20 protein-coding genes and 2 pseudogenes are annotated in these 18,153 nt (G+C 39.1%); 14 read left to right on the top strand and 8 right to left on the bottom strand.

Annotated features, from left to right (window positions below; genetic code table 11):
* Window positions 1-46 precede the first annotated feature (46 nt).
* Both AAC155_RS22865 and AAC155_RS22860 read right to left on the bottom strand, forming a co-directional pair.
* Window positions 47-226: a hypothetical protein gene (locus tag AAC155_RS22865; RefSeq protein WP_113044257.1), complete on the bottom strand. Its 180-nt coding sequence runs from the start codon at window positions 224-226 to the stop codon at window positions 47-49.
* A 250-nt stretch (window positions 227-476) separates the two neighbouring features.
* A pseudogene (locus AAC155_RS22860) lies at window positions 477-837 on the bottom strand (DNA primase); the annotation flags it as partial.
* 23 nt (window positions 838-860) lie between these two features.
* On the opposite strand from AAC155_RS22860, the gene AAC155_RS22855 reads away from it, so the two are divergent.
* A complete protein-coding gene (locus AAC155_RS22855; RefSeq protein ID WP_229015702.1) occupies window positions 861-986 on the top strand; it encodes a DUF3950 domain-containing protein in 126 nt (41 codons plus the stop codon).
* 190 nt (window positions 987-1,176) lie between these two features.
* Here the strand turns inward: AAC155_RS22855 and AAC155_RS22850 are convergent, their stop codons facing one another.
* The 3 genes from AAC155_RS22850 to AAC155_RS22840 form a co-directional block, all read right to left on the bottom strand.
* Window positions 1,177-1,461: a helix-turn-helix transcriptional regulator gene (locus AAC155_RS22850; RefSeq protein ID WP_113044256.1), complete on the bottom strand. Its 285-nt coding sequence runs from the start codon at window positions 1,459-1,461 to the stop codon at window positions 1,177-1,179.
* 127 nt (window positions 1,462-1,588) lie between these two features.
* On the bottom strand, window positions 1,589-2,329 hold the full coding sequence (locus AAC155_RS22845; protein ID WP_229015699.1) for a site-specific integrase: 741 nt from the start codon (window positions 2,327-2,329) through the stop codon (window positions 1,589-1,591).
* Window positions 2,330-2,396: 67 nt separating this feature from the next.
* Window positions 2,397-2,729: a sigma factor gene (locus tag AAC155_RS22840; protein ID WP_229015700.1), complete on the bottom strand. Its 333-nt coding sequence runs from the start codon at window positions 2,727-2,729 to the stop codon at window positions 2,397-2,399.
* Window positions 2,730-3,405: 676 nt separating this feature from the next.
* On the opposite strand from AAC155_RS22840, the gene AAC155_RS22835 reads away from it, so the two are divergent.
* From AAC155_RS22835 to cas6e, 9 genes are all read left to right on the top strand, one after another.
* Window positions 3,406-4,437 (top strand): hypothetical protein, encoded by a 1,032-nt coding sequence (locus tag AAC155_RS22835; protein WP_113044254.1) that lies wholly within the window; start codon window positions 3,406-3,408, stop codon window positions 4,435-4,437.
* A 443-nt stretch (window positions 4,438-4,880) separates the two neighbouring features.
* Entirely contained in the window at window positions 4,881-5,471 is a 591-nt protein-coding gene (locus tag AAC155_RS22830; RefSeq protein ID WP_113044253.1) for a dihydrofolate reductase family protein, read from the top strand.
* Between the two features lie 238 nt (window positions 5,472-5,709).
* The gene (locus AAC155_RS22825; protein WP_113044252.1) at window positions 5,710-7,065 is read left to right on the top strand and encodes a Fic family protein; all 1,356 of its coding nucleotides are present in this window, start codon (window positions 5,710-5,712) and stop codon (window positions 7,063-7,065) included.
* Between the two features lie 521 nt (window positions 7,066-7,586).
* Window positions 7,587-10,304 carry a CRISPR-associated helicase Cas3' gene (gene cas3 / locus AAC155_RS22820; protein WP_113044251.1) on the top strand — a complete coding sequence of 906 codons (2,718 nt, stop codon included), beginning with the start codon at window positions 7,587-7,589 and terminating at the stop codon, window positions 10,302-10,304.
* 14 nt (window positions 10,305-10,318) lie between these two features.
* Window positions 10,319-11,923: a type I-E CRISPR-associated protein Cse1/CasA gene (gene casA / locus AAC155_RS22815; protein WP_113044250.1), complete on the top strand. Its 1,605-nt coding sequence runs from the start codon at window positions 10,319-10,321 to the stop codon at window positions 11,921-11,923.
* Complete coding sequence (gene casB, locus AAC155_RS22810; protein ID WP_113044249.1) at window positions 11,923-12,504, top strand: type I-E CRISPR-associated protein Cse2/CasB; 582 nt, start codon at window positions 11,923-11,925, stop codon at window positions 12,502-12,504. Before casA ends, casB begins: the two co-directional genes overlap by 1 nt.
* A 20-nt stretch (window positions 12,505-12,524) precedes the next feature.
* Window positions 12,525-13,559, top strand: coding sequence for a type I-E CRISPR-associated protein Cas7/Cse4/CasC (gene cas7e / locus AAC155_RS22805; RefSeq protein ID WP_112895914.1), 1,035 nt, complete (start codon window positions 12,525-12,527; stop codon window positions 13,557-13,559).
* A gap of 10 nt (window positions 13,560-13,569) precedes the next feature.
* Complete coding sequence (gene cas5e, locus AAC155_RS22800; protein WP_113044248.1) at window positions 13,570-14,316, top strand: type I-E CRISPR-associated protein Cas5/CasD; 747 nt, start codon at window positions 13,570-13,572, stop codon at window positions 14,314-14,316.
* Window positions 14,303-14,977 carry a type I-E CRISPR-associated protein Cas6/Cse3/CasE gene (gene cas6e, locus AAC155_RS22795; RefSeq protein ID WP_113044247.1) on the top strand — a complete coding sequence of 225 codons (675 nt, stop codon included), beginning with the start codon at window positions 14,303-14,305 and terminating at the stop codon, window positions 14,975-14,977. The genes cas5e and cas6e overlap by 14 nt, the downstream gene beginning before the upstream one ends.
* 506 nt (window positions 14,978-15,483) lie before the next feature.
* Here the strand turns inward: cas6e and AAC155_RS22790 are convergent.
* A complete protein-coding gene (locus tag AAC155_RS22790; RefSeq protein ID WP_158536625.1) occupies window positions 15,484-15,624 on the bottom strand; it encodes a hypothetical protein in 141 nt (46 codons plus the stop codon).
* Between the two features lie 291 nt (window positions 15,625-15,915).
* Between AAC155_RS22790 and AAC155_RS22785 the strand changes: the two genes are divergently transcribed.
* From AAC155_RS22785 to AAC155_RS22770, 4 genes and pseudogenes are all read left to right on the top strand, one after another.
* Window positions 15,916-16,128 carry a hypothetical protein gene (locus AAC155_RS22785; protein WP_113044246.1) on the top strand — a complete coding sequence of 71 codons (213 nt, stop codon included), beginning with the start codon at window positions 15,916-15,918 and terminating at the stop codon, window positions 16,126-16,128.
* Window positions 16,129-16,140: 12 nt separating this feature from the next.
* Window positions 16,141-16,446, top strand: coding sequence for a hypothetical protein (locus AAC155_RS22780; RefSeq protein WP_113044245.1), 306 nt, complete (start codon window positions 16,141-16,143; stop codon window positions 16,444-16,446).
* Window positions 16,447-16,811: 365 nt separating this feature from the next.
* Window positions 16,812-17,057 carry an AbrB/MazE/SpoVT family DNA-binding domain-containing protein gene (locus AAC155_RS22775; protein WP_113044244.1) on the top strand — a complete coding sequence of 82 codons (246 nt, stop codon included), beginning with the start codon at window positions 16,812-16,814 and terminating at the stop codon, window positions 17,055-17,057.
* Window positions 17,058-17,360: 303 nt separating this feature from the next.
* Window positions 17,361-17,492, top strand: a pseudogene (locus AAC155_RS22770) (IS1 family transposase); the annotation flags it as partial.
* A 106-nt stretch (window positions 17,493-17,598) separates the two neighbouring features.
* On the opposite strand, the gene AAC155_RS22765 reads toward AAC155_RS22770, so the two are convergent.
* Both AAC155_RS22765 and AAC155_RS22760 read right to left on the bottom strand, forming a co-directional pair.
* Window positions 17,599-17,844 (bottom strand): hypothetical protein, encoded by a 246-nt coding sequence (locus AAC155_RS22765; protein WP_229015701.1) that lies wholly within the window; start codon window positions 17,842-17,844, stop codon window positions 17,599-17,601.
* Complete coding sequence (locus AAC155_RS22760) at window positions 17,801-17,944, bottom strand: hypothetical protein (protein WP_229015703.1); 144 nt, start codon at window positions 17,942-17,944, stop codon at window positions 17,801-17,803. The genes AAC155_RS22765 and AAC155_RS22760 overlap by 44 nt, the downstream gene beginning before the upstream one ends.
* Window positions 17,945-18,153 lie beyond the last annotated feature (209 nt).

Genomic DNA, 18,153 nt, shown 5'->3' with positions numbered 1-18,153 from the left:
TCTGAGAAATGTTCAGTAAAAATATCAAAGCACATGGTTTTTGCTCTCAAAAAGAGAGTATGAGATCATAACTATTACCGTCGGTCAAATCTGATTTTTTTAACAAAATATTCACGATCTTGCCCTGCCCTAAAAATCTTTTTCGCCTCCTTCGCTGTGCACCCTCTACATAATTCACTGAACGCCTTGCTACATCTGGGTTTGCCGCAATTAATATGATATTCATTGACTGTATCTCCTGTTCACCCATTTTTTATATGAATGAAGAGAATGTATAGTAGTGTATAGCTAAAAAATAACTATACCCGTCATCTTTCAAGTTGCCTCTTTGTTGGCTGCACTCACTCACCCCGGTCACATCGTTATCTATGCTCCCGGGGATTCGCTCCCTTGCCGCCGCGATGCATCTTGAAATCCATAGGGTATATACACCTATTATTTCTTTTAAATACAGATAGATATTTAAAATGGTGCAGGGAATGTAGACCTAAATTACCGTAACGTTCAACCAATAGTGCTCCGCGCTGACTGGCTGCCATTTGTGCCAGATTGCTATTGGCCTTTTTGGGCTTTGCTTAGTGGATAATCACCGCTTCTGCTTCCATGAGTTTTTTCTCTCCAACCTGATATAACCCGTTGCTGAATGCCTGCTTTGCTGCCTCGATGCCGTGACGCTGGCGATAAATCCCAGTCAGCTTTAAATGCCGTTGGCGGTAACGTTACCCAGCCATTAATCGCTTTAGCGGTTTTCTCTGCCGCTATCTTGCCGACGTTCTTTTTTAACCTACCGTTCTTGTCCCGTTCTTCCGGCTCGTGCCAGTCGTTATCAGCAGCAACGAAATAACAGCACACGTCGAACAATTCGCTTTGAAGACGATCTGCTTGAGCAAATTGAAGAGATAGCTGATAAAGGTAATTTCAGTTCATGGGTTAAAGATGCTTGCCGCGAAAAACTCCTAACTTTAGGAATAAAGCCTAAAATCTGAACCAACCAGTAATAACTGTGATTGTTAACTAACCCTCTTAAAGAGGGTTGTTTATCAAATTGATAATTGCTTAATCTCAAAGAATCTCTATAGCTATTTACCATCACACCACCTATTCCCCAAAATCAAACTATTTTTAGAGTGAGTTTGACCGCTGCCAATCAAGGCAGTAATTTTTTCCATGATGTTATTAGTTAGCAGGTTTACGGCCATATGGGTTATTTACATTGTCTACAGTGGGCGGGTTACGTACCCAGTGCAATAGATCACTGAGCAGCCACGCACAAGAATTGCGGCCTAGTGGCTTACGGGCAGGAAAGCGGCTTTCATTTTCCAATTTCCAAGCTGACGTTCTGGAAATAGAGGTGATGTGGTGGCGCTCCTTTTCACGTACAAGACGATCGTAGGGTTCACCGTATTCTGAAAGGATAGAGCGGCGTTCTTCTGGTGTAGGAGTGTTGTATTGGATCGTCATGTTACCCTCACTGTTTAATTGTTTTTGTGAGGGTATTTTACTCAAAAGAAATCATTACAAAAGAAAGCAGTAATTGTTACGTATATATCACAATGGTCATGCACAGAATGAAATTCATTAATTCCCATTATTGAGCTGCTTTTAATATAACCACATTCTCATAATTACCCGCCAATACATCCAGTCGCTCGCACCATTTGTTTAAAGCATCTAGCTTCTCTGGTAGGTATTGGCTCCGGTTATAAACCGCTAGCACACCACCTAAAGTATGCCCTAACAGCAATTCAACAATGTGTGGAGCGATTCCCGCATCACTTAGCATGGTTGCAAATGTACGCCTAAAGTCATGAAGAACCCATTTTTCATTATGTTTTAATCTTTCCCATACTCTGTTCCCAGTTGAACTAACAGTCGTATTTTCTTTATATTTTCCTAATAAATATTCAGAATGTTTATTTTGGGATTTTAATCTATGTATCTTCGTTACCATAGCATCGGGGATAGGTCTTACTATTTTCTCTCTCGTTTTACTGTTAATTTCAGGAACAATCCATAACCTTTGCTCCAAATCCCACTCATTCATTTTAGAACGACGAACTTCGACAGTTCTGGCACCAAATACAATTAATAAATAAAAAAGATCTGAATAATAAGGAATAAAAAAATCACTATGTACCGCTCTAACTACATCAGATAATTCTTTTTCAGTTAAAACTTTTTTTCGCTTATTTAATTTTACGCCTATATCCTGCTTTGTAATCCCTTCCAAAACATGAGAAACAGCAAATCGTCTGATTCGGCAAAATTTAAGAGCCTGCTGTGACATTTGCAAAAGCATTCCTGCCACACTGGGAGCTACCTTTTTCACTTGGTCAAAACGCCTAAGCCAATAACGGGTATCACAATCCATTTGGCTCTCTAACTCAAGATATTTGTTACCCCACAGTGTGATGTAAAAGTAAGAAAACGTCAATAAACACTGGAACAATATACAGTATGAAATATAATCTAAGGAATTGATATTTAAGATAATTAAATGCAAATAAGATAACATCAGAACACCAAACTTCATTGGTGACGATGTAGGCACGAGGTTCATTGAGTGGCTGTGGTAAAGGTGAACGAAGTAACTTAACAAAAGTATCTTGGGTCAGGTCTGCGGCAGTTTCATCGCAGTTAAGACGATGCTTAAGCCAACGAAATAGCCAATCATGATTGTGGATGTACATGCACTGGATCTGTTGAGTGTCTGAAACATTAACGGTCATTTTCATGCGATGCTATCAATGTAAATGCAAATCATTATCATTTTTGTATGTTACAGGTAATTGCTTTCCGTTACCAATAAATAATGGATGCGAAGCGGCTGATCAAATGCATTTTTATTTACTATAAAGCAAATTAATGAATTAATTTGTAGTTTTGATCGTGATTGGCAGGGATAAATTATAAGTGCCTTAAACAGAGATCGAGAATTTAAACTAAACATTCCTTTATAGTGCTATAGAATATGAGTAGCACTTCAAGGCAATTTTAAGGTTAAATCAATGGAGAAACTGATTCTTATTTATGGCCTAATTGATTTGATCTCTTGTTCATCCTCTATTGAGTTTTACTGTTAGTCGCGTGTTTAACGTGTTGAGAATATTTGAATTGTTATTTTTTTAATAGTTTCAAATTGAATTTAATATTAAAAATATTTTCACAAGGGAAAATTTTAAATCATTTTAGATTTAGGGGTAAGGTAATATGATGTTGGGGTTATTGATGAGTGCCTAATATATCATGTAATTATCTTTTAATATTGATGTAATGTAGGCGGTTGGAATAATAAATTTGACGTTCAAAAATAGCAAAATTCAGATATATAGCTATAATAGATGATTATATATAAGATCATTACAGTGGTTAATATATTAAAAGCTTAAATGAACGAGGGATAAGATGGAAGGTATTTTAATTATTTGTATTGATTCGATTCTGAGATTTCGTTCAGATTACGATACGACAATAGCTGTACCGATGTTATCAGTCCAGGAACAGTTAGGGAAAAATGATCCGTTATTTTTCCTTAAATATTTCAGAAATAAGGTCCTAATAGAAAAAGGAGTGACAATATCAAATATATTTCTCGCGATAGAACCGTGGCAGGCTATGTTAAGCACTTGGTTGGAAATTGATATTGCTGCTTATATTGCAGAGATTAGAAAGCCTTCTCAAGAAGAACCGATATTTGATTGGATCAGTATTCAGAGAATCACATCGGTTCATCGGGTATATCAGCGAAAAGATATGAAAGATAATGAAAAACTGTCTGAATATTTTAATCGTGAACATACGCCAACAAAATATTTTAATATTGAATCAGTTTGTATGGCATCGGGTTATAGAAAAGGCGATAAAGAGCATTACAGTATCAGTGAATATATCCATGAAATTAAAAATATTCCAGTTATTGCTAGTGACAGACAAATATTAATTGGCTATGATGATAATAACACGGATATTTTGAATGATAAATGTTTTGGTATATATGATAATAGAAATATCAAATATATACAGGGAACAACCTCGTTTGCGTTTTATGAATTGATGGAAGCTATTTTTAATGATGGTTTATTCTACAATTCACCACAAACAGCTTGCCATAGCTTAGAGATGATAAAGGAGATGTTAGAAATTATAGATCGCGGAAATATGAATCACGAAAAGGATAATAAAGGGTGTGTTAATCAACAAGAAAATAATAGTAGAAACATTAATGGAGGTAATGATGATGGAGAATTAAATGTTGAATTTTATGATAGTGCTTTTGATCCACTGATAGAGCATATAGAAACAGAGAGGGAGTATTGGAATTATATAAAATTATTATGTCATTCGCATGGTCATTTGCCAGTAAGAATTGGCACGATTAATGAAGCTAAAGTTCCTGAATATCGCTTCTATAACAATATTATAGATGATGAAAGTTAGCTTTTATGCATGAGCTATGTTTCATCATCAAGTGTTAACGTGCTAATAGATATTATCTTTTTGTATCTGGTCTTATTTTATTGGCTAAGAGCCTATCTCAATAGGCGTAATTGTTGCAGGCAGTAAGTTGTTTGTTTTACTTTTTCATGTATTGTGTTGGGGGAAATATGAAGTAACGGAAGTGAATATGTGTGGTAATATATATCTTATAAAGTATAATTTCTTATAAAATACGCATTATCCTTTGACGGAAGTTTGAAAATATTTTAACTATACCCTATGGATTTCAAGATGGATCGCGACGGCAAGGGAGCGAATCCCCGGGAGCATAGATAACAATGTGACCGGGGTGGGTGAGTGCAGCCAACAACTTGAAAGATAACGGGTATATCATCAATCCGGGCGTATAGCGTTTTAACATCGTGTTTAATAGGAAGGTAATAATGCCGAAATTAATTTATTACGTCGCTGCGACAATAGATGGTTATATTGCTAATAAAAATAATGAACTGGATTGGTTGTATGAGTTTATGCTTGGGGATGATGCAACACCTTATGATGATTTTTATCGAGGTATTGGTGCTGTGATTATGGGAACAAAAACATACGAATGGATCATGACAAATTCACCGGATGATTGGCCATACAAAAATGTTCCCGCCTTTGTTCTTTCTCATAGAGCGCTGTCAACGCCTGAAGGGTTAAATATCACCATAACCAATGAAACAGTAAGAGCTATTGCTGCCAGAGCGAAGAAAGAGGCTAATGGTAAAGATGTCTGGTTAGTTGGGGGAGGTAAAACCGCTGCATATTTTGCTGAGGCTGGTGAATTACAACAAATATTCTTAACCACGATTCCGGTATTTTTAGGCGCGGGCATTGAGGTTCTTCCTGTAAGTGAAAAAGTACATGTCATACCTAAGACGCAACGTTTTTTACGTAGCGGTGCTATTGAAAGTTTGCTGGATATATATCCTATGGATTTCAAGATGGATCGCGGCGGCAAGGGAGCGAATCCCCGGGAGCATAGATAACTATGTGACCGGGGTGAGCGAGCGCAGCCAACAAAGAGGCAACTTGAAAGATGACGGGTATAGATGTTGGGTAATCCTACCCCATATCATCTATCCTGTTTTCAGCTAAACAGGTTTAATGCGACAGCCAGATGTATTGCCCACATTAATAGCGCCATATTGGTGGCACGAAAGTGGCGCGATTATCTGAATTGCGCCATAATCGCGCCAGTATTCTTACTGGGAGCTGTTGTTCGCTATGAGTTTAATGACCGATATTTATGAAACCTTGTGTGTTGCATCACAACCTATGTCCGTTTCGGATTTATTGGCGGAGTATCCCTCCGTTCCTAGAAGGACCGTTCAACGTTGGTTGGGGCGACTTGTTGAAGATAAGAAAGTACAGATATTGGGTGAAGGTCGAAGTCGCCGCTATGTTATCGTTACGGAGGAAACATCATATTCGGTAGCGGATAGATCGGATAATTTCCCGAGCTATATTCCACTGTCTGAGGATAGTAAGGATATTCTTCGTTATATTGATCAACCTATCAAAGCGAGGACGCCTGTCGGTTATCAGCGAGAGTTTCTGGAATCATATGAGCCGAATGTCACTTATTATCTGTCGGTTCCAATTCGTAATCAGCTTTGGCGAATTGGAGATACGAAACAAATCTCACAGCCAGCAGGAACCTATGGTAGATCTATCTTGGATCGTTTGCTCATTGATTTATCGTGGGCTTCAAGTTATTTGGAAGGAAATACTTACAGTCGATTGGATACGGTGAAGTTGATTGAATATGGAAAAGTTGCGGTAGGAAAAAACGCTATTGAAACTCAAATGATCCTAAACCATAAAGCCGCTATTGAATTACTTGTCGATGGTATTGAGGAACTTGATTTTAATCGATATACCGTTCTCAATTTACACAGTACATTATCTGAAAATTTATTATCTAATCCTGTCTATGAAGGACGTATCCGTCAACATCAAGTTGAAATAGGAAAGAGTGTTTTCAGACCGTTATCGGGTGAGGCCCATATCAGTGAAATTTTGGATTCGTTGCTCGGGAAAGCAGGAGCTATATCAGATCCGTTTGAGCAATCCTTTTTTATGATGGTCCATTTGCCGTATTTACAGCCTTTTGCTGATGTTAATAAGCGAACTTCCCGCTTGGCCGCTAATTTGCCGTTGATTCGTTCAAATCTATGCCCGTTAACTTTTGTCGATGTACCGGAAGAGGCATATAGCCGTGCAATGCTTGGTATTTATGAAATGACCCGAGTTGAATTACTACGGGATCTTTATTTGTGGGCTTATGAACGTTCTGCCCGAGAATATTTGGCTGTCACGCAGGGAATCACCACACCAGATCCGTTAAGATTACAATATCGAAATATGATTAAGCAGATCGTTTATCGGGTAGTTGCTGCGCCAGAGATGGATTCAATTGACGTTATAGATAAATTAATTTCCGATGAATTAAGTCAATCTGAGCGTGACACGTTAAAGGCATTGGTTATTGAAGAGCTACGGCGATTGCATGAAGGTGTGTTGGCAAGGTATGGCCTCCGACCTTCGCAATTTGAAAAATGGAAAGGAAAACACCGATAGTCTTTGTATTCATGCTATTGAATAGCTACATAACCATAAAAAATTTCCGGGTTAATTACGAGGTTATCTTAGATAAGCTATTAATTAGCTCTTTTGTTATGCCGTCGCATCAGAGCTTAAATTTATACAGATAAGGATTAAAAGCGATTTGTGGAATAATTGTAATTGACATCGCTAAACACCCATCAGTACTTTCATCTCACCTTGGCCTGACATCATATACGCAGGGTTATCAGTGTAAATGAACCTTTGGTAAAACGGGTACAGACCTTAAAATATAATTATCTTTATTTATCAGATAGATGAATATAGGTTGGCTACCCAGTCAAACAGCTCCTTGCACTACGATGTCACTTTAATTCTGGTTTATGCTCAGAAGTAGGCCAAAAATTCATCTGTTTAGGTAGTGAGTTTTTATACAGAATTATCCTAAAAAAACAGAAACTAGTATTTTTCTGATCTAAATTTTCGCATTATGTTCTAAAAATAGGTAAAAGAGATGTTTTAAGTAAGGATTTTAGATGGAAATGCCGATTTATTTTCAATACTGGGGTAAGGCGAAGCGAGTCTTAGAGATTGATAGTGCAGATTATCATCTACTTCCTTACCATTGTTTAGATGTTGCTGCGGTAGGAATGCAGTTACTCTCTTTAGAAAGATCGCTAACTAGAGATCTTGCTAACTTTTTAGCGTTATCTACGCAGCAGTTACGAAGCATGGTCTCTTTTATATTGGCTTTGCACGATATTGGTAAATTTTCATCTGCTTTTCAAAAATTACTTCCCGGTTTGGCAGTAGGTCTGCATCGACCAGATTGCCCTAAAGAGTATGATGGCCGTTATTTTTGTCATGATCGTATAGGATTGTATTTCTGGGAAAATATCAAAACGGGGTTACTTAATAGACTTGTTAATATTGAAGGCGCTGAACAAAGAGAACAGCGAGAGATGTTTGATACCTTAATGGTATTCATTGATTGTGTATTAGGGCATCACGGCCGGCCAATTGAGAAAACAGGCTATAAAGCGATTAAACATTTTACTGAACCTCACAATTTTAATGCTGCCATACTCTTTGCACATCATTTGGTTGAATTATTTCAACCTGAGTTTCCCATTGAAAAATTACAATCCAAAGAGTGGCGACGGCAATTAGAACAAGTGAGTTGGCAGTTTGCGGGTATTGCAATATTGGCGGATTGGATTGGTTCTGATAGCCATTATTTTACGTATCAATCTAAACCTATGCCGTTAACAGATTATTGGAAACATGCTCAAGCAACGGCAAAAAAAGCGGTTATGGCGATAAATTTAGGTAGAACGCCGGTAATCAAACCGTTTATTTCCATTCAGAAATATTACGGTTTTGCTGCAACACCATTGCAACAGTGGGCCGAATCAATACCTGTAGATGATTCTCCTCAGTTGTTTATTTTAGAAGATGTTACTGGGGCGGGTAAAACAGAAGCGGCTCTTGCTCTTACACACCGATTGATGCAGGCAAAAGCCGCTGATGGTTTTTATTTCGGTTTGCCTACAATGGCGTCTTCTAATGCAATATTTAGCCGGATTGCTAAACATTACCAGCAAATGTTCTCGATAGAGGATGATGGTAAACCAAATATCGTTTTAGCTCATGGTACGTGGGGGGTGAATAATCAATTTCGTGAACCCGTTTTAGCGTTAGGTCATCCAGATAGAAACGATGGTAAAACAGATGTCGCTGCTTCAGCGCAGTGTAATCAATGGTTAGCTGACCCACGTAAGCAGGCGTTGTTAGCGCCTGCCGGAATCGGAGCGATTGATCAGGCTTTATTGGCTGTATTACCAAGGCGCTATCAATCATTAAGATTATTTGGGCTTAATCGTAAAGTATTAATCGTTGATGAGGTTCATCCGGCTGATGAGTTTATGTTTAATTTACTGGAAAATTTATTAGCGCTGCATCTTTATCAGGGTGGTTCAGCTATTTTATTGACAGCAACATTGACCTTTAAACAGCGTCAACGTTTAACGGATATTTGGCTAAATGTTGGCGGATTGAGTTCTCAATTATTGCAAAAAACCGATTTTCCTTTAGCAACCCAAATAAGTTTAAATGCCACATTGCCCGTTATTGAACAACCGTTATCAAGCCGAAAAGATGTTAGCCGGGAAGTCAAAGTTGATTTCTTAAATAGCTTTGGCAGTTGTGTTGAAAAGGTATTAGCCGCCATTGTACAAGGGCAATGTGTCGTTTGGATACGAAATACAGTAGATGATGCTATTGAGGCTTATCAGACATTGCGAAGTTTACTTACTGAACCTGAGCGTTGTCTGTTATTTCATAGCCAGTTTATATTGCAACACCGAAAAGAGATTGAAGATCGTGTATTGGCTATTTTTGATAAAAATAGTCATGGTGAATTGCGGCGGGGCAAAGCATTAATTACCACACAGATATTCCAGGAGAGTTTAGATATTGATGCCGATGTCATGATTTCAGATATTTGTCCTATTGATGATCTCATTCAGCGAGCCGGGCGTTTGCATCGCCATACTCGCGATAGTGATGGTATTTATCGGTGGGGTATTAAAGATTCACGCCCTGCACCAATATTGTGTATCTATGCGCCTGAATGGAGGGAGCAACCTGGATCAGATTGGCTAAGCCATAATTTTCGTAACACACAATATGTTTATCGCTCGCCTGCACGTTTGTGGTTAACCATGCGCGTGTTGAGAAAACTGGGTGCTATACGTATGCCTGCGGAAACGCGTCAATTAATTGACGCGGTTTATGGTCATGCTTATGAGCAAACGCTTGAAGTGTTAAAACATCAAGAGAATGAATTAATTGATGAGGAGCGAAGTCAGACAGCTAAAGCTAAGTCTTATTGGTTACAGTGGCAATTATATGGTTATTGTGATCGAAGTGCTGATAATTGGTATGAGGATGATTCAGATATTAATGCTCGCTACAGTGATATTGAAACCGTTGAGGTATTATTACTGAAAAAAGGTGATTCAGGACAACTTGTACCTTGGGTAAATTCAGTCGAATTTTCGGTGTCACTGAGTACGATTAAATTATCCAGAAATAAGTATGCGGATAAATTAGCCCCAATTCCAACAGAATTAATACCTGCTCTCAATGCATTGCAGCAGAAATATTACCAAATTAGATATTTGCAACCTTGGTTGCCAGATCAAGATCCGAATTTTACTTATTCTTCAACAATAGGTTTTTGTGAAAGATAAAAGCAGGAGGTGTTATGAACTTAGTTCAGGACCCGTGGTTGCCCTTTCGGTTACGTGATGGCAGTGAAAAAGTACTGCCCATTAATGCGATATGTGATCATGATGTTATGGACTTTGCTTTACCGCGAGCTGATTTTCAAGGAGCCGCTTGCCAATTTGCCATTGGTTTATTACAAACCGTTTTTGCGCCGGAAGATAAATATCAATGGCATGCTCTGTATGAAACATCACCTGATAAGAAGGTATTACAACAAACTTTTAATAAAGTGATACATGCTTTTAATGTTACCGGTATAGGGCCTCTTTTTATGCAGGATTTCGATCCGCTGCAAACAGTAAAATCAACCACTGTAGCTGGATTGTTAATTGAAGCACCGGGAGCGAATGGTTTAAGACTGAATACGGATCATTTCATTAAACGTGGCATCGGAGATGTGATGTCTCTTGAAATGGCGACTTTGGCACTGTTTACCTTACAAATTAATGCACCGTCAGGAGGGGTGGGACATCGAGTAGGATTACGAGGTGGGGGGCCATTAACCACGTTAGTGGTGCCGCAACAAACGGATGCCACATTATGGCAAAAACTGTGGTTAAACGTTATTAATCGAAGTGAATGGCATTATTCAGAACCTGATTTAACCAGTGCTCAGGTTTTTCCTTGGTTAGCGCCAACAAAAGTGAGTGTTAATGAAGGGACGGAAATTCATGCTACGGATGTACATCCCTTACATATGTATTGGGCAATGCCGAGACGTATACGTCTTGTAGTGGAAAAGGGTGAGAATATTTGCAAAATTTCAGGTAAATATTCTGAGTTCACTGTCTCTGAATATCGGACACAAAACTATGGCGGCAATTATACCGGTAATTGGATCCATCCGTTAACGCCCTATAAATGGGATACTAAAAAACCAACACAACCCTTATCTATTAAAGGCCAACCGGGAGGGGTGACATATAAAATTTGGGATGCTTTAGTATTTACCAGCCATGAGAGAGGACAGCGTTGTGCGCCGGTTGTGAGTCATTTTTATTCTTTATGTCGTCATTTTGCTGAACTCCGAAGGGCAATGCCTCGTCTATGGGTATTTGGCTACGATATGGATAATATGAAAGCACGTTGTTGGTATTCTGTCACTGTGCCGTTGTTTTTTGTCTTACTTGAACAACAGGAAAAGATTCTATATCAAATCAAAGAGCTGCAAAAATTGGCAATCAATATGATTTGGCTATGCCGGAATCAAATAAAAGCGGCTTGGTTTGAAAAGCCCATTGATGTGAAAGGAGACACTTCCTTTATTGACCTGACTTTTTGGCAACAAAGTGAATCCCTATTCTTTTCTGTGGTGCATCAACTTATCAATAATGCAAATTCCGATATGCCGTTTCTGACACCAGAACAGGCCAAACATTGGCTCAATACCTTACGTTATCTCTGTAGAGATTTATTTGATGAATATGTTGCTTTATCTGAATTAGGTAATGAACGTTCAATGGCGAAACGTATGAAAGCGCGTCAGCAGTTAATGATCGGGTTATATGGACAAAAAGCGTTAAAAGAGATCAAAACATTTATCACTAATCATCATATTCACTCCGGGAAAGAGGAGGTGTAATGGACAGTAAGAGTGAAATCATATTATTGCATTGGTGGCAAAGTATGTTTATGTCACCAAAACAGCTAAAAGAGAAAGGTATTATTCCAGCGCCTTCTACTTATAGAGCCCAGTTAAAGCGCTGTGAAAGTGTTGAGACGGCCATGTTAACTGAGGGCTTTCGGGCTTTATGGCTCAGCTTACCTGATGAAATTAGCTTATCAGATAATCCGGCAAAATTGGAATATTGGGCCACAATGGCGGTGGCATTAGTTTATGTTAAAAACAACAGTGATATCAAATTGGCGGTAGCGGCGGGTAAGAAAGGAGGAGGAAATAAACCGGTGGTCAGTGAATTAAGATTTTCACAATTACAAAATGCTAAAACACCGAATGAATTATTACGTCGATTACGTCGGGTTTTGCAGCAAATCAAAGGCAATATTTCTGTTTTGGCTTTAGCGCGGGATATTGAGGAGTGGTTTGCTGAATATGGACAATTACGGCCATGTAAGGCGGATAGGCGTATCAAAGTGAGGTGGGTTATGGATTATTACCGTGCTGCTAGTGGTAAATCAGTTGATTTATCGGATTTTTATTAATTGAGTTTAGGATGATTATTATGAGTCAGTTTATTCAATTACACCTATTAACTTCCTATGCGCCATCTAATCTGAATCGTGATGATTTAGGCCGGCCTAAGACAGCGAAAATGGGCGGTTTTGAACGTTTACGCGTGAGTTCTCAAAGTTTAAAACGTCATTGGCGTACTTCTGAATTGTTTGAACAGGTGCTATCAGAGAATATGGGTATTCGCACCAAGCGACTTGGTATCAAGGTGTTTGAAACGTTGATCAATGCTGGAGTGAATGAAAAATCTGCTAGAGCATTGGCTACGACTATTGCTGGTGTTTTTGGAAAAACGAAAAAAGATGCTTTAGAAATTGAACAATTGGCACATATCAGCCCGGAAGAGCAACAATCTGTCATGTCGTTGATTGCGGTGCTGACGGAAGAAAACCGGGCACCAACGGCTGAAGAGCTTAATTTATTAAAAACTAAGCAAACCGCGGTGGATATTGCTTTGTTTGGTCGGATGTTAGCTTCGAGTCCGGCATTTAACGTCGAGGCTGCCTGTCAGGTCGCTCATGCTATTAGTGTACATAGTGTGGTTATTGAAGATGATTATTTTACAGCGGTGGATGATTTAAATGATGGTAAGGAAGATACGGGGTCGGCCCATATAGGGGAATTGGGGTTTGCCGCCGCGCTGTTTTACAGTTATATCTGCATTAATAAAACGCAATTAATAAAAAATTTGGATGGTGATGAAGCCCTTGCTAATAAAGCGATTAAAGCATTAACAGAAGCCGCTGTGAAAATATCGCCTACGGGTAAACAAAATAGTTTTGCTTCTCGTGCTTATGCCAGTTTTGCTCTCGCTGAGAAAGGCGAACAACAACCTCGTTCTTTATCTGTTGCATTTTTAAAGCCCATTAACGACAGCGACCAAGGCTCATCGGCAATTGATGCATTAGAAAGCCAAATGCGCAATATTGATCTGGTTTACGGTACTTGTGCCGATGCCCGCTATAAATTCAACACATTCACCGGGGAAGGAACTTTGACCGAGCTGCTTGAATTTGTTGCACAGTAATGGGGGCAGAATGAAAGCATATTTAGTCTTCCGATTATATGGCCCGATGGCAAGTTGGGGACAACCTGCGGTTGGGGGAGAGAGGCCAACGGAATTGTATCCTGGTCGCTCTGCGATTTTGGGATTATTAGGAGCAGCGTTAGGTATTCGACGAGATAATGAGTCTGAATTAGCAAAATTACAAAAAAGTGTGTTAATTGCAATTAAGCAGACAGTTCCTGGCTCTTTAATGCGTGATTATCATACGACACAGGTGCCGACGCACAATAATAATGTGGTTCATCAGAACCGTAAAAGTGAATTAAGGTCAGATAAACTTAATACCATCCTGTCTAATCGTGATTATCGTTGTGATGGTATTTGGATCGTTGCTATTACATTAACTGAACACGCTTGTTTTACGCTTGAACAATTCCGGGATGCTTTAATTAAACCTGTATTTATCTTGCATCTTGGACGTAAATCTTGCCCGCTTGCTTTGCCTCTCAGTCCTAAACTCATTACGTCATCGGCATTAAAAATGGCATTGGATATCTCTTTTCCACCGCTGATTCATTCTGATAGCGAAGATAAGTTGTGGCTAGGCGCAAACGGTATTGTGACTTATTTTTGGGAGGGAAATAAAGATGAAATTATCTCTTCAAATATCTTAATCAGCCATCCTTGGGATGAGCCGATTAACCGAGGGCGTTGGCAATTCCGGCAACGTACTATGTATCAACTTTCTATCGAGGAGGGTGTTGATGTATTTGTCTAAAATTGTGCTTCGGCAATCGAGTCAAACAGCAAATATATTAGCAAAATTGGGTGAAAATGGCGTTTATACTTCTCATCAATTGTTATGGAAATTGTTTTCAGCAGACGAAAAACGGCAATTTCTATTTCGGGAAGAGATTGGAATAATGGGATTACCTGTATTCTATGTTTTATCTAAAACCTCACCTCAAACTCAGTCACCATTGTTTGAGGTGGAAACGAAAGCATTTTATCCTCAATTGAAGGAAGGGCAGCGTTTAGCTTTCAAATTACGCGTTAACCCAACAATCTGTATTACTGATCCTTCTGGAAAACGTCAGCGTCATGATGTTTTGATGCATGCTAAGTTTAAGGCAAAACAGCAAGGTGAAACGGAACAGGGGAAAATAAGAGTGATGATGGAGAATGCTGCCCGTAATTGGCTGTTAAATCATCGTCGTATGCAGCAGTGGGGTATTCAGTTTGACGATTTACTGGATATTGAAGGTTATACTCAGCATCGAAGTGTAAAAAAGCAGGGGCAAAAAATACAATTTTCCAGTGTTGATTTTCAAGGGCTTCTGACGATTACCAACGGTGAGCTATATTTGGAACAGTATGCAAAAGGCTTTGGTCGCGCTAAAGCGATGGGATGTGGATTGATGTTAATTAGAACAGTATAATGGCATTGATGTCATTTAAATTTATTTTTGTTGAAGATCGTAATGCAGTATTCTTTGTTGTATGAAGATATTGATGTTAAAGGTAGCAAATTCGCTGTTGTTAGGCGTTCGTGTTATGTTTCAAAAGCACGGTAAAAAGTGATATTGCTAACTAATATCATCCTGTAGAGTAAGGCGTGGTCGTTACTCTCGGAAATATTGATAAAATAATTACCGTGTTCCTCACCTCTGTGGGGATAAACCCGAATTTTGGTATACATTTGCACAGGGAAAAATATGTTTCCTGTGTTTAATGGGATAAACCGCTATAATTAGTGGTAGGATATCGTGTTAGTGAGTGTTCCTGGTCATTACCGGGGTAAACCAAACTCGATAAATCTCGTCAAAGAGAGAATTTAAGTGTTCCCTGTATTTACGGGGATAAACCGCGGCATGAGTGATGCTTTACTATGTTCACTAAATGTTCCCTGTAATTACGGGGATGGACCTAGCAGTGCTCCAAATAGTTATATAGCTAAGGATGAGTTCCCTGTATTGTACTCACGGGGATAAACCGTACGAGAATGACACTGATCATTGGCTTCCTTGGTGTTCCCTACCTCTCTGGGGATAAACCGGACAGTAACAGTGACATAGTCGGTAGTCATTGGTGTTCCTTGTGTCCACGGGGGTGAACCGAACTGATACTGTTGTGCTTTGGATTTGGAAGCGTGTTCCCTGTACTAACGGGGATAAACCGAACAGTTAGCGTTTGAGCTGGCAGAGATGGACTTGTTCCCCGTTTCTACGGGGGTAAACCGCTAAATACAGAACTATCTCCATCTGTTGCAATTTGATCCCCGTAATCTACGGGGATCAACCGTCATCCGGAAAGGTCATTGACATAAAGGGTCAGAGTTCCTTGACTTGATGGGGATAAACCAGATTCAGGTTTCATGATGATAGTTGAAGTAGAAATGTTCCCCGTTTTTACGGGGAAAGAGCAATTCGCTGCCACCTTGACCACAATTTTCAGGCCGATGATAAATCTGCGGTTCGGGCATATCGATACCGGGCAGTATTCGCTCGGTGATTTGACAGCGCTTTTTTCGGTATTAAGGTCAACGGCTTATCGAATTTTTTTACGTAAGAGAATGGCTCAGGATAACTAACGGAAATTTGTAATGAAGAAAAAGCGACTAAGAAAATTTCAGAAAGAACTTGAGACGTTGGGGTTAATTGAAAATGATCCAGATGTGGTCGGTTATGTGCTGTTTAACACGCGTAATCGCCGATTTGTGATACTGGATAAATATGAATTGGGGAGGGTGACTTACGCCGATGATATTGAAGAAGCTTATTTAGCAATGTCACGATTTGCCGCATTAATGGATATTGATTCTTTGCCGGAGCCAGACAAATTCGATATTGCTGTTATCCCTGTTATTGATAACCCTTTATTTGGGTTAACGCCTAAAAAAACAGATTAAAGTTAAATCCCTTTGTATTTTCATCAGACACCTCATCTATGCGCATAAAACATGCGCATAAGTCTATGTAGATAGTGAGCATCATCAAGAGGCTCTAAACCGAACAATGGCATTCGGTTAAGATTTCATAAAAAAATTTGAACACAAAAATAATTGTATCAATAAAGTTGACACGCAACTGTTTTCTCATTGGCGTATATACAAATGGATATATACCCTATGGATTTCAAGATGCATCGCGACGGCAAGGGAGCGAATCCCCGGGAGCATAGGTAACTATGTGACCGGGGTGAGTGAGTGCAGCCAACAAAGAGGCAACTTGAAAGATAACGGGTATACATCATCATTATTATCGAGGTGCATTAATGACTTATTCAGTAATAAAAAAATGGGGTAATAGTCCGTCTGTACGACTTCCTGTAGCTATCATGAAAGCAACATCCTTGAACGTTGATGATACAGTTGATATTGCAGTCGAAAATGGTCGCATTATCATTATTCCTGTAAAAGCGAAAGAATATTCTCTTGATGCACTGTTAGCCGGTATCACACCAGAAAATGTTCACGAAAAGGTAAATTTTGGCTCACCAGTTGGTAAGGAATTACTCTGATGGTTTCTCTTTTTATTCCTGATTGCGGTGATTTAATCTGGCTTGATTTTGATCCGGTGGGGGCCTTACAGGCAGGGCTGATGACGCTTAAATTACGCGATGCGTGACGGGGATAAACCGCTAAATACAGAACTATCACCATTTGTTACAATTTGCTCCCCGTTTTTACGGGGACATGATGATGGTGTTGTTGATTACGTTATTGATTGTACTGTTGTTTCTCTTTCAACTTTCAATCAACCTTTGGGATGGGGAGTTATGCCAAAGAAATTAGTTCCAGAAAAGCCATTTTGTGAGACTAATTTTCACCTATGCATAGAGCGGCATAATTTCACTCTACGAACACATATCAAGAGATTGGCAAGAAGGACAATTTGTTATTCACGCTCAATAGAAATCCATGGAAAACTCATTGGTGTATATATTGAAAAGTATCACGGAATATATCCAATATATAATTTGGGGGTTTCCCCCCAAAAAAATCACATAATAAATCTAAAAACAACGTTTGTAAAATAACCAACAAAATGTGTTGGTACCATTAAACTAATACTTCTACTGCATTTGTTTGACTTAGAAAATTATTTGGACTTGCGCTTAAACCATAAGCACCAGATTGAAAAATTACCACTAAATCCCCTGGAGTTGTTACTGACATATCTCCTTGATGAACAAGAATATCTAGTGGAGTACAGAGTGGACCAACTATATTCACTATTTCACGTTTATCTCCTTTAATTTTATTACCAATGATTGCAGGATAGTTTCTTCTTATTAATTGCCCCAAATTTCCTGATGCATGATGCAGATAGATGGTGATTCATTCCACCGTCTGTAACTAAAAAAGTCATACCGTGGGAAATTTTGCGCTCAACAATTTTAGTCACATAAATTCCAGATGAAGCAACTAAATAACGACCTAATTCCAAAATAATTTCCACTTCCGGTAAGAATTTCTCTGCACGCTCTACTAGGCTGTGTCCCGCAATAGATTGAGATAGAATAATCCCCTGGCTCTGACTTTCGGAAAAAACCTGTTATGGCTCGTTACGACCTTCCTGATGAAGCATGGGAGTTACTGCTCCCCTTATTGCCC

It is taken from the genome of Photorhabdus sp. HUG-39, from assembly GCF_963878365.1.
Classification (GTDB): domain Bacteria; phylum Pseudomonadota; class Gammaproteobacteria; order Enterobacterales; family Enterobacteriaceae; genus Photorhabdus; species Photorhabdus kayaii.
Note: the sequence above shows the minus strand (reverse complement) of the source record. Positions and strands in the feature narration are given on the sequence as shown.

Bases quoted from the DNA above. Each gene is read 5' to 3' on its own strand.
- AAC155_RS22865 (WP_113044257.1), bottom strand. From the start codon at position 226: ATGAATATCATATTAATTGCGGCAAACCCAGATGTAGCAAGGCGTTCA.
- AAC155_RS22850 (WP_113044256.1), bottom strand. From the start codon at position 1,461: ATGACGATCCAATACAACACTCCTACACCAGAAGAACGCCGCTCTATC.
- AAC155_RS22840 (WP_229015700.1), bottom strand. From the start codon at position 2,729: ATGACCGTTAATGTTTCAGACACTCAACAGATCCAGTGCATGTACATC.
- AAC155_RS22835 (WP_113044254.1), top strand. From the start codon at position 3,406: ATGGAAGGTATTTTAATTATTTGTATTGATTCGATTCTGAGATTTCGT.
- AAC155_RS22830 (WP_113044253.1), top strand. From the start codon at position 4,881: ATGCCGAAATTAATTTATTACGTCGCTGCGACAATAGATGGTTATATT.
- AAC155_RS22825 (WP_113044252.1), top strand. From the start codon at position 5,710: ATGAGTTTAATGACCGATATTTATGAAACCTTGTGTGTTGCATCACAA.
- cas3 (WP_113044251.1), top strand. From the start codon at position 7,587: ATGGAAATGCCGATTTATTTTCAATACTGGGGTAAGGCGAAGCGAGTC.
- casA (WP_113044250.1), top strand. From the start codon at position 10,319: ATGAACTTAGTTCAGGACCCGTGGTTGCCCTTTCGGTTACGTGATGGC.
- casB (WP_113044249.1), top strand. From the start codon at position 11,923: ATGGACAGTAAGAGTGAAATCATATTATTGCATTGGTGGCAAAGTATG.
- cas7e (WP_112895914.1), top strand. From the start codon at position 12,525: ATGAGTCAGTTTATTCAATTACACCTATTAACTTCCTATGCGCCATCT.
- cas5e (WP_113044248.1), top strand. From the start codon at position 13,570: ATGAAAGCATATTTAGTCTTCCGATTATATGGCCCGATGGCAAGTTGG.
- cas6e (WP_113044247.1), top strand. From the start codon at position 14,303: ATGTATTTGTCTAAAATTGTGCTTCGGCAATCGAGTCAAACAGCAAAT.
- AAC155_RS22790 (WP_158536625.1), bottom strand. From the start codon at position 15,624: ATGACTACCGACTATGTCACTGTTACTGTCCGGTTTATCCCCAGAGAG.
- AAC155_RS22785 (WP_113044246.1), top strand. From the start codon at position 15,916: ATGATAGTTGAAGTAGAAATGTTCCCCGTTTTTACGGGGAAAGAGCAA.
- AAC155_RS22780 (WP_113044245.1), top strand. From the start codon at position 16,141: ATGAAGAAAAAGCGACTAAGAAAATTTCAGAAAGAACTTGAGACGTTG.
- AAC155_RS22775 (WP_113044244.1), top strand. From the start codon at position 16,812: ATGACTTATTCAGTAATAAAAAAATGGGGTAATAGTCCGTCTGTACGA.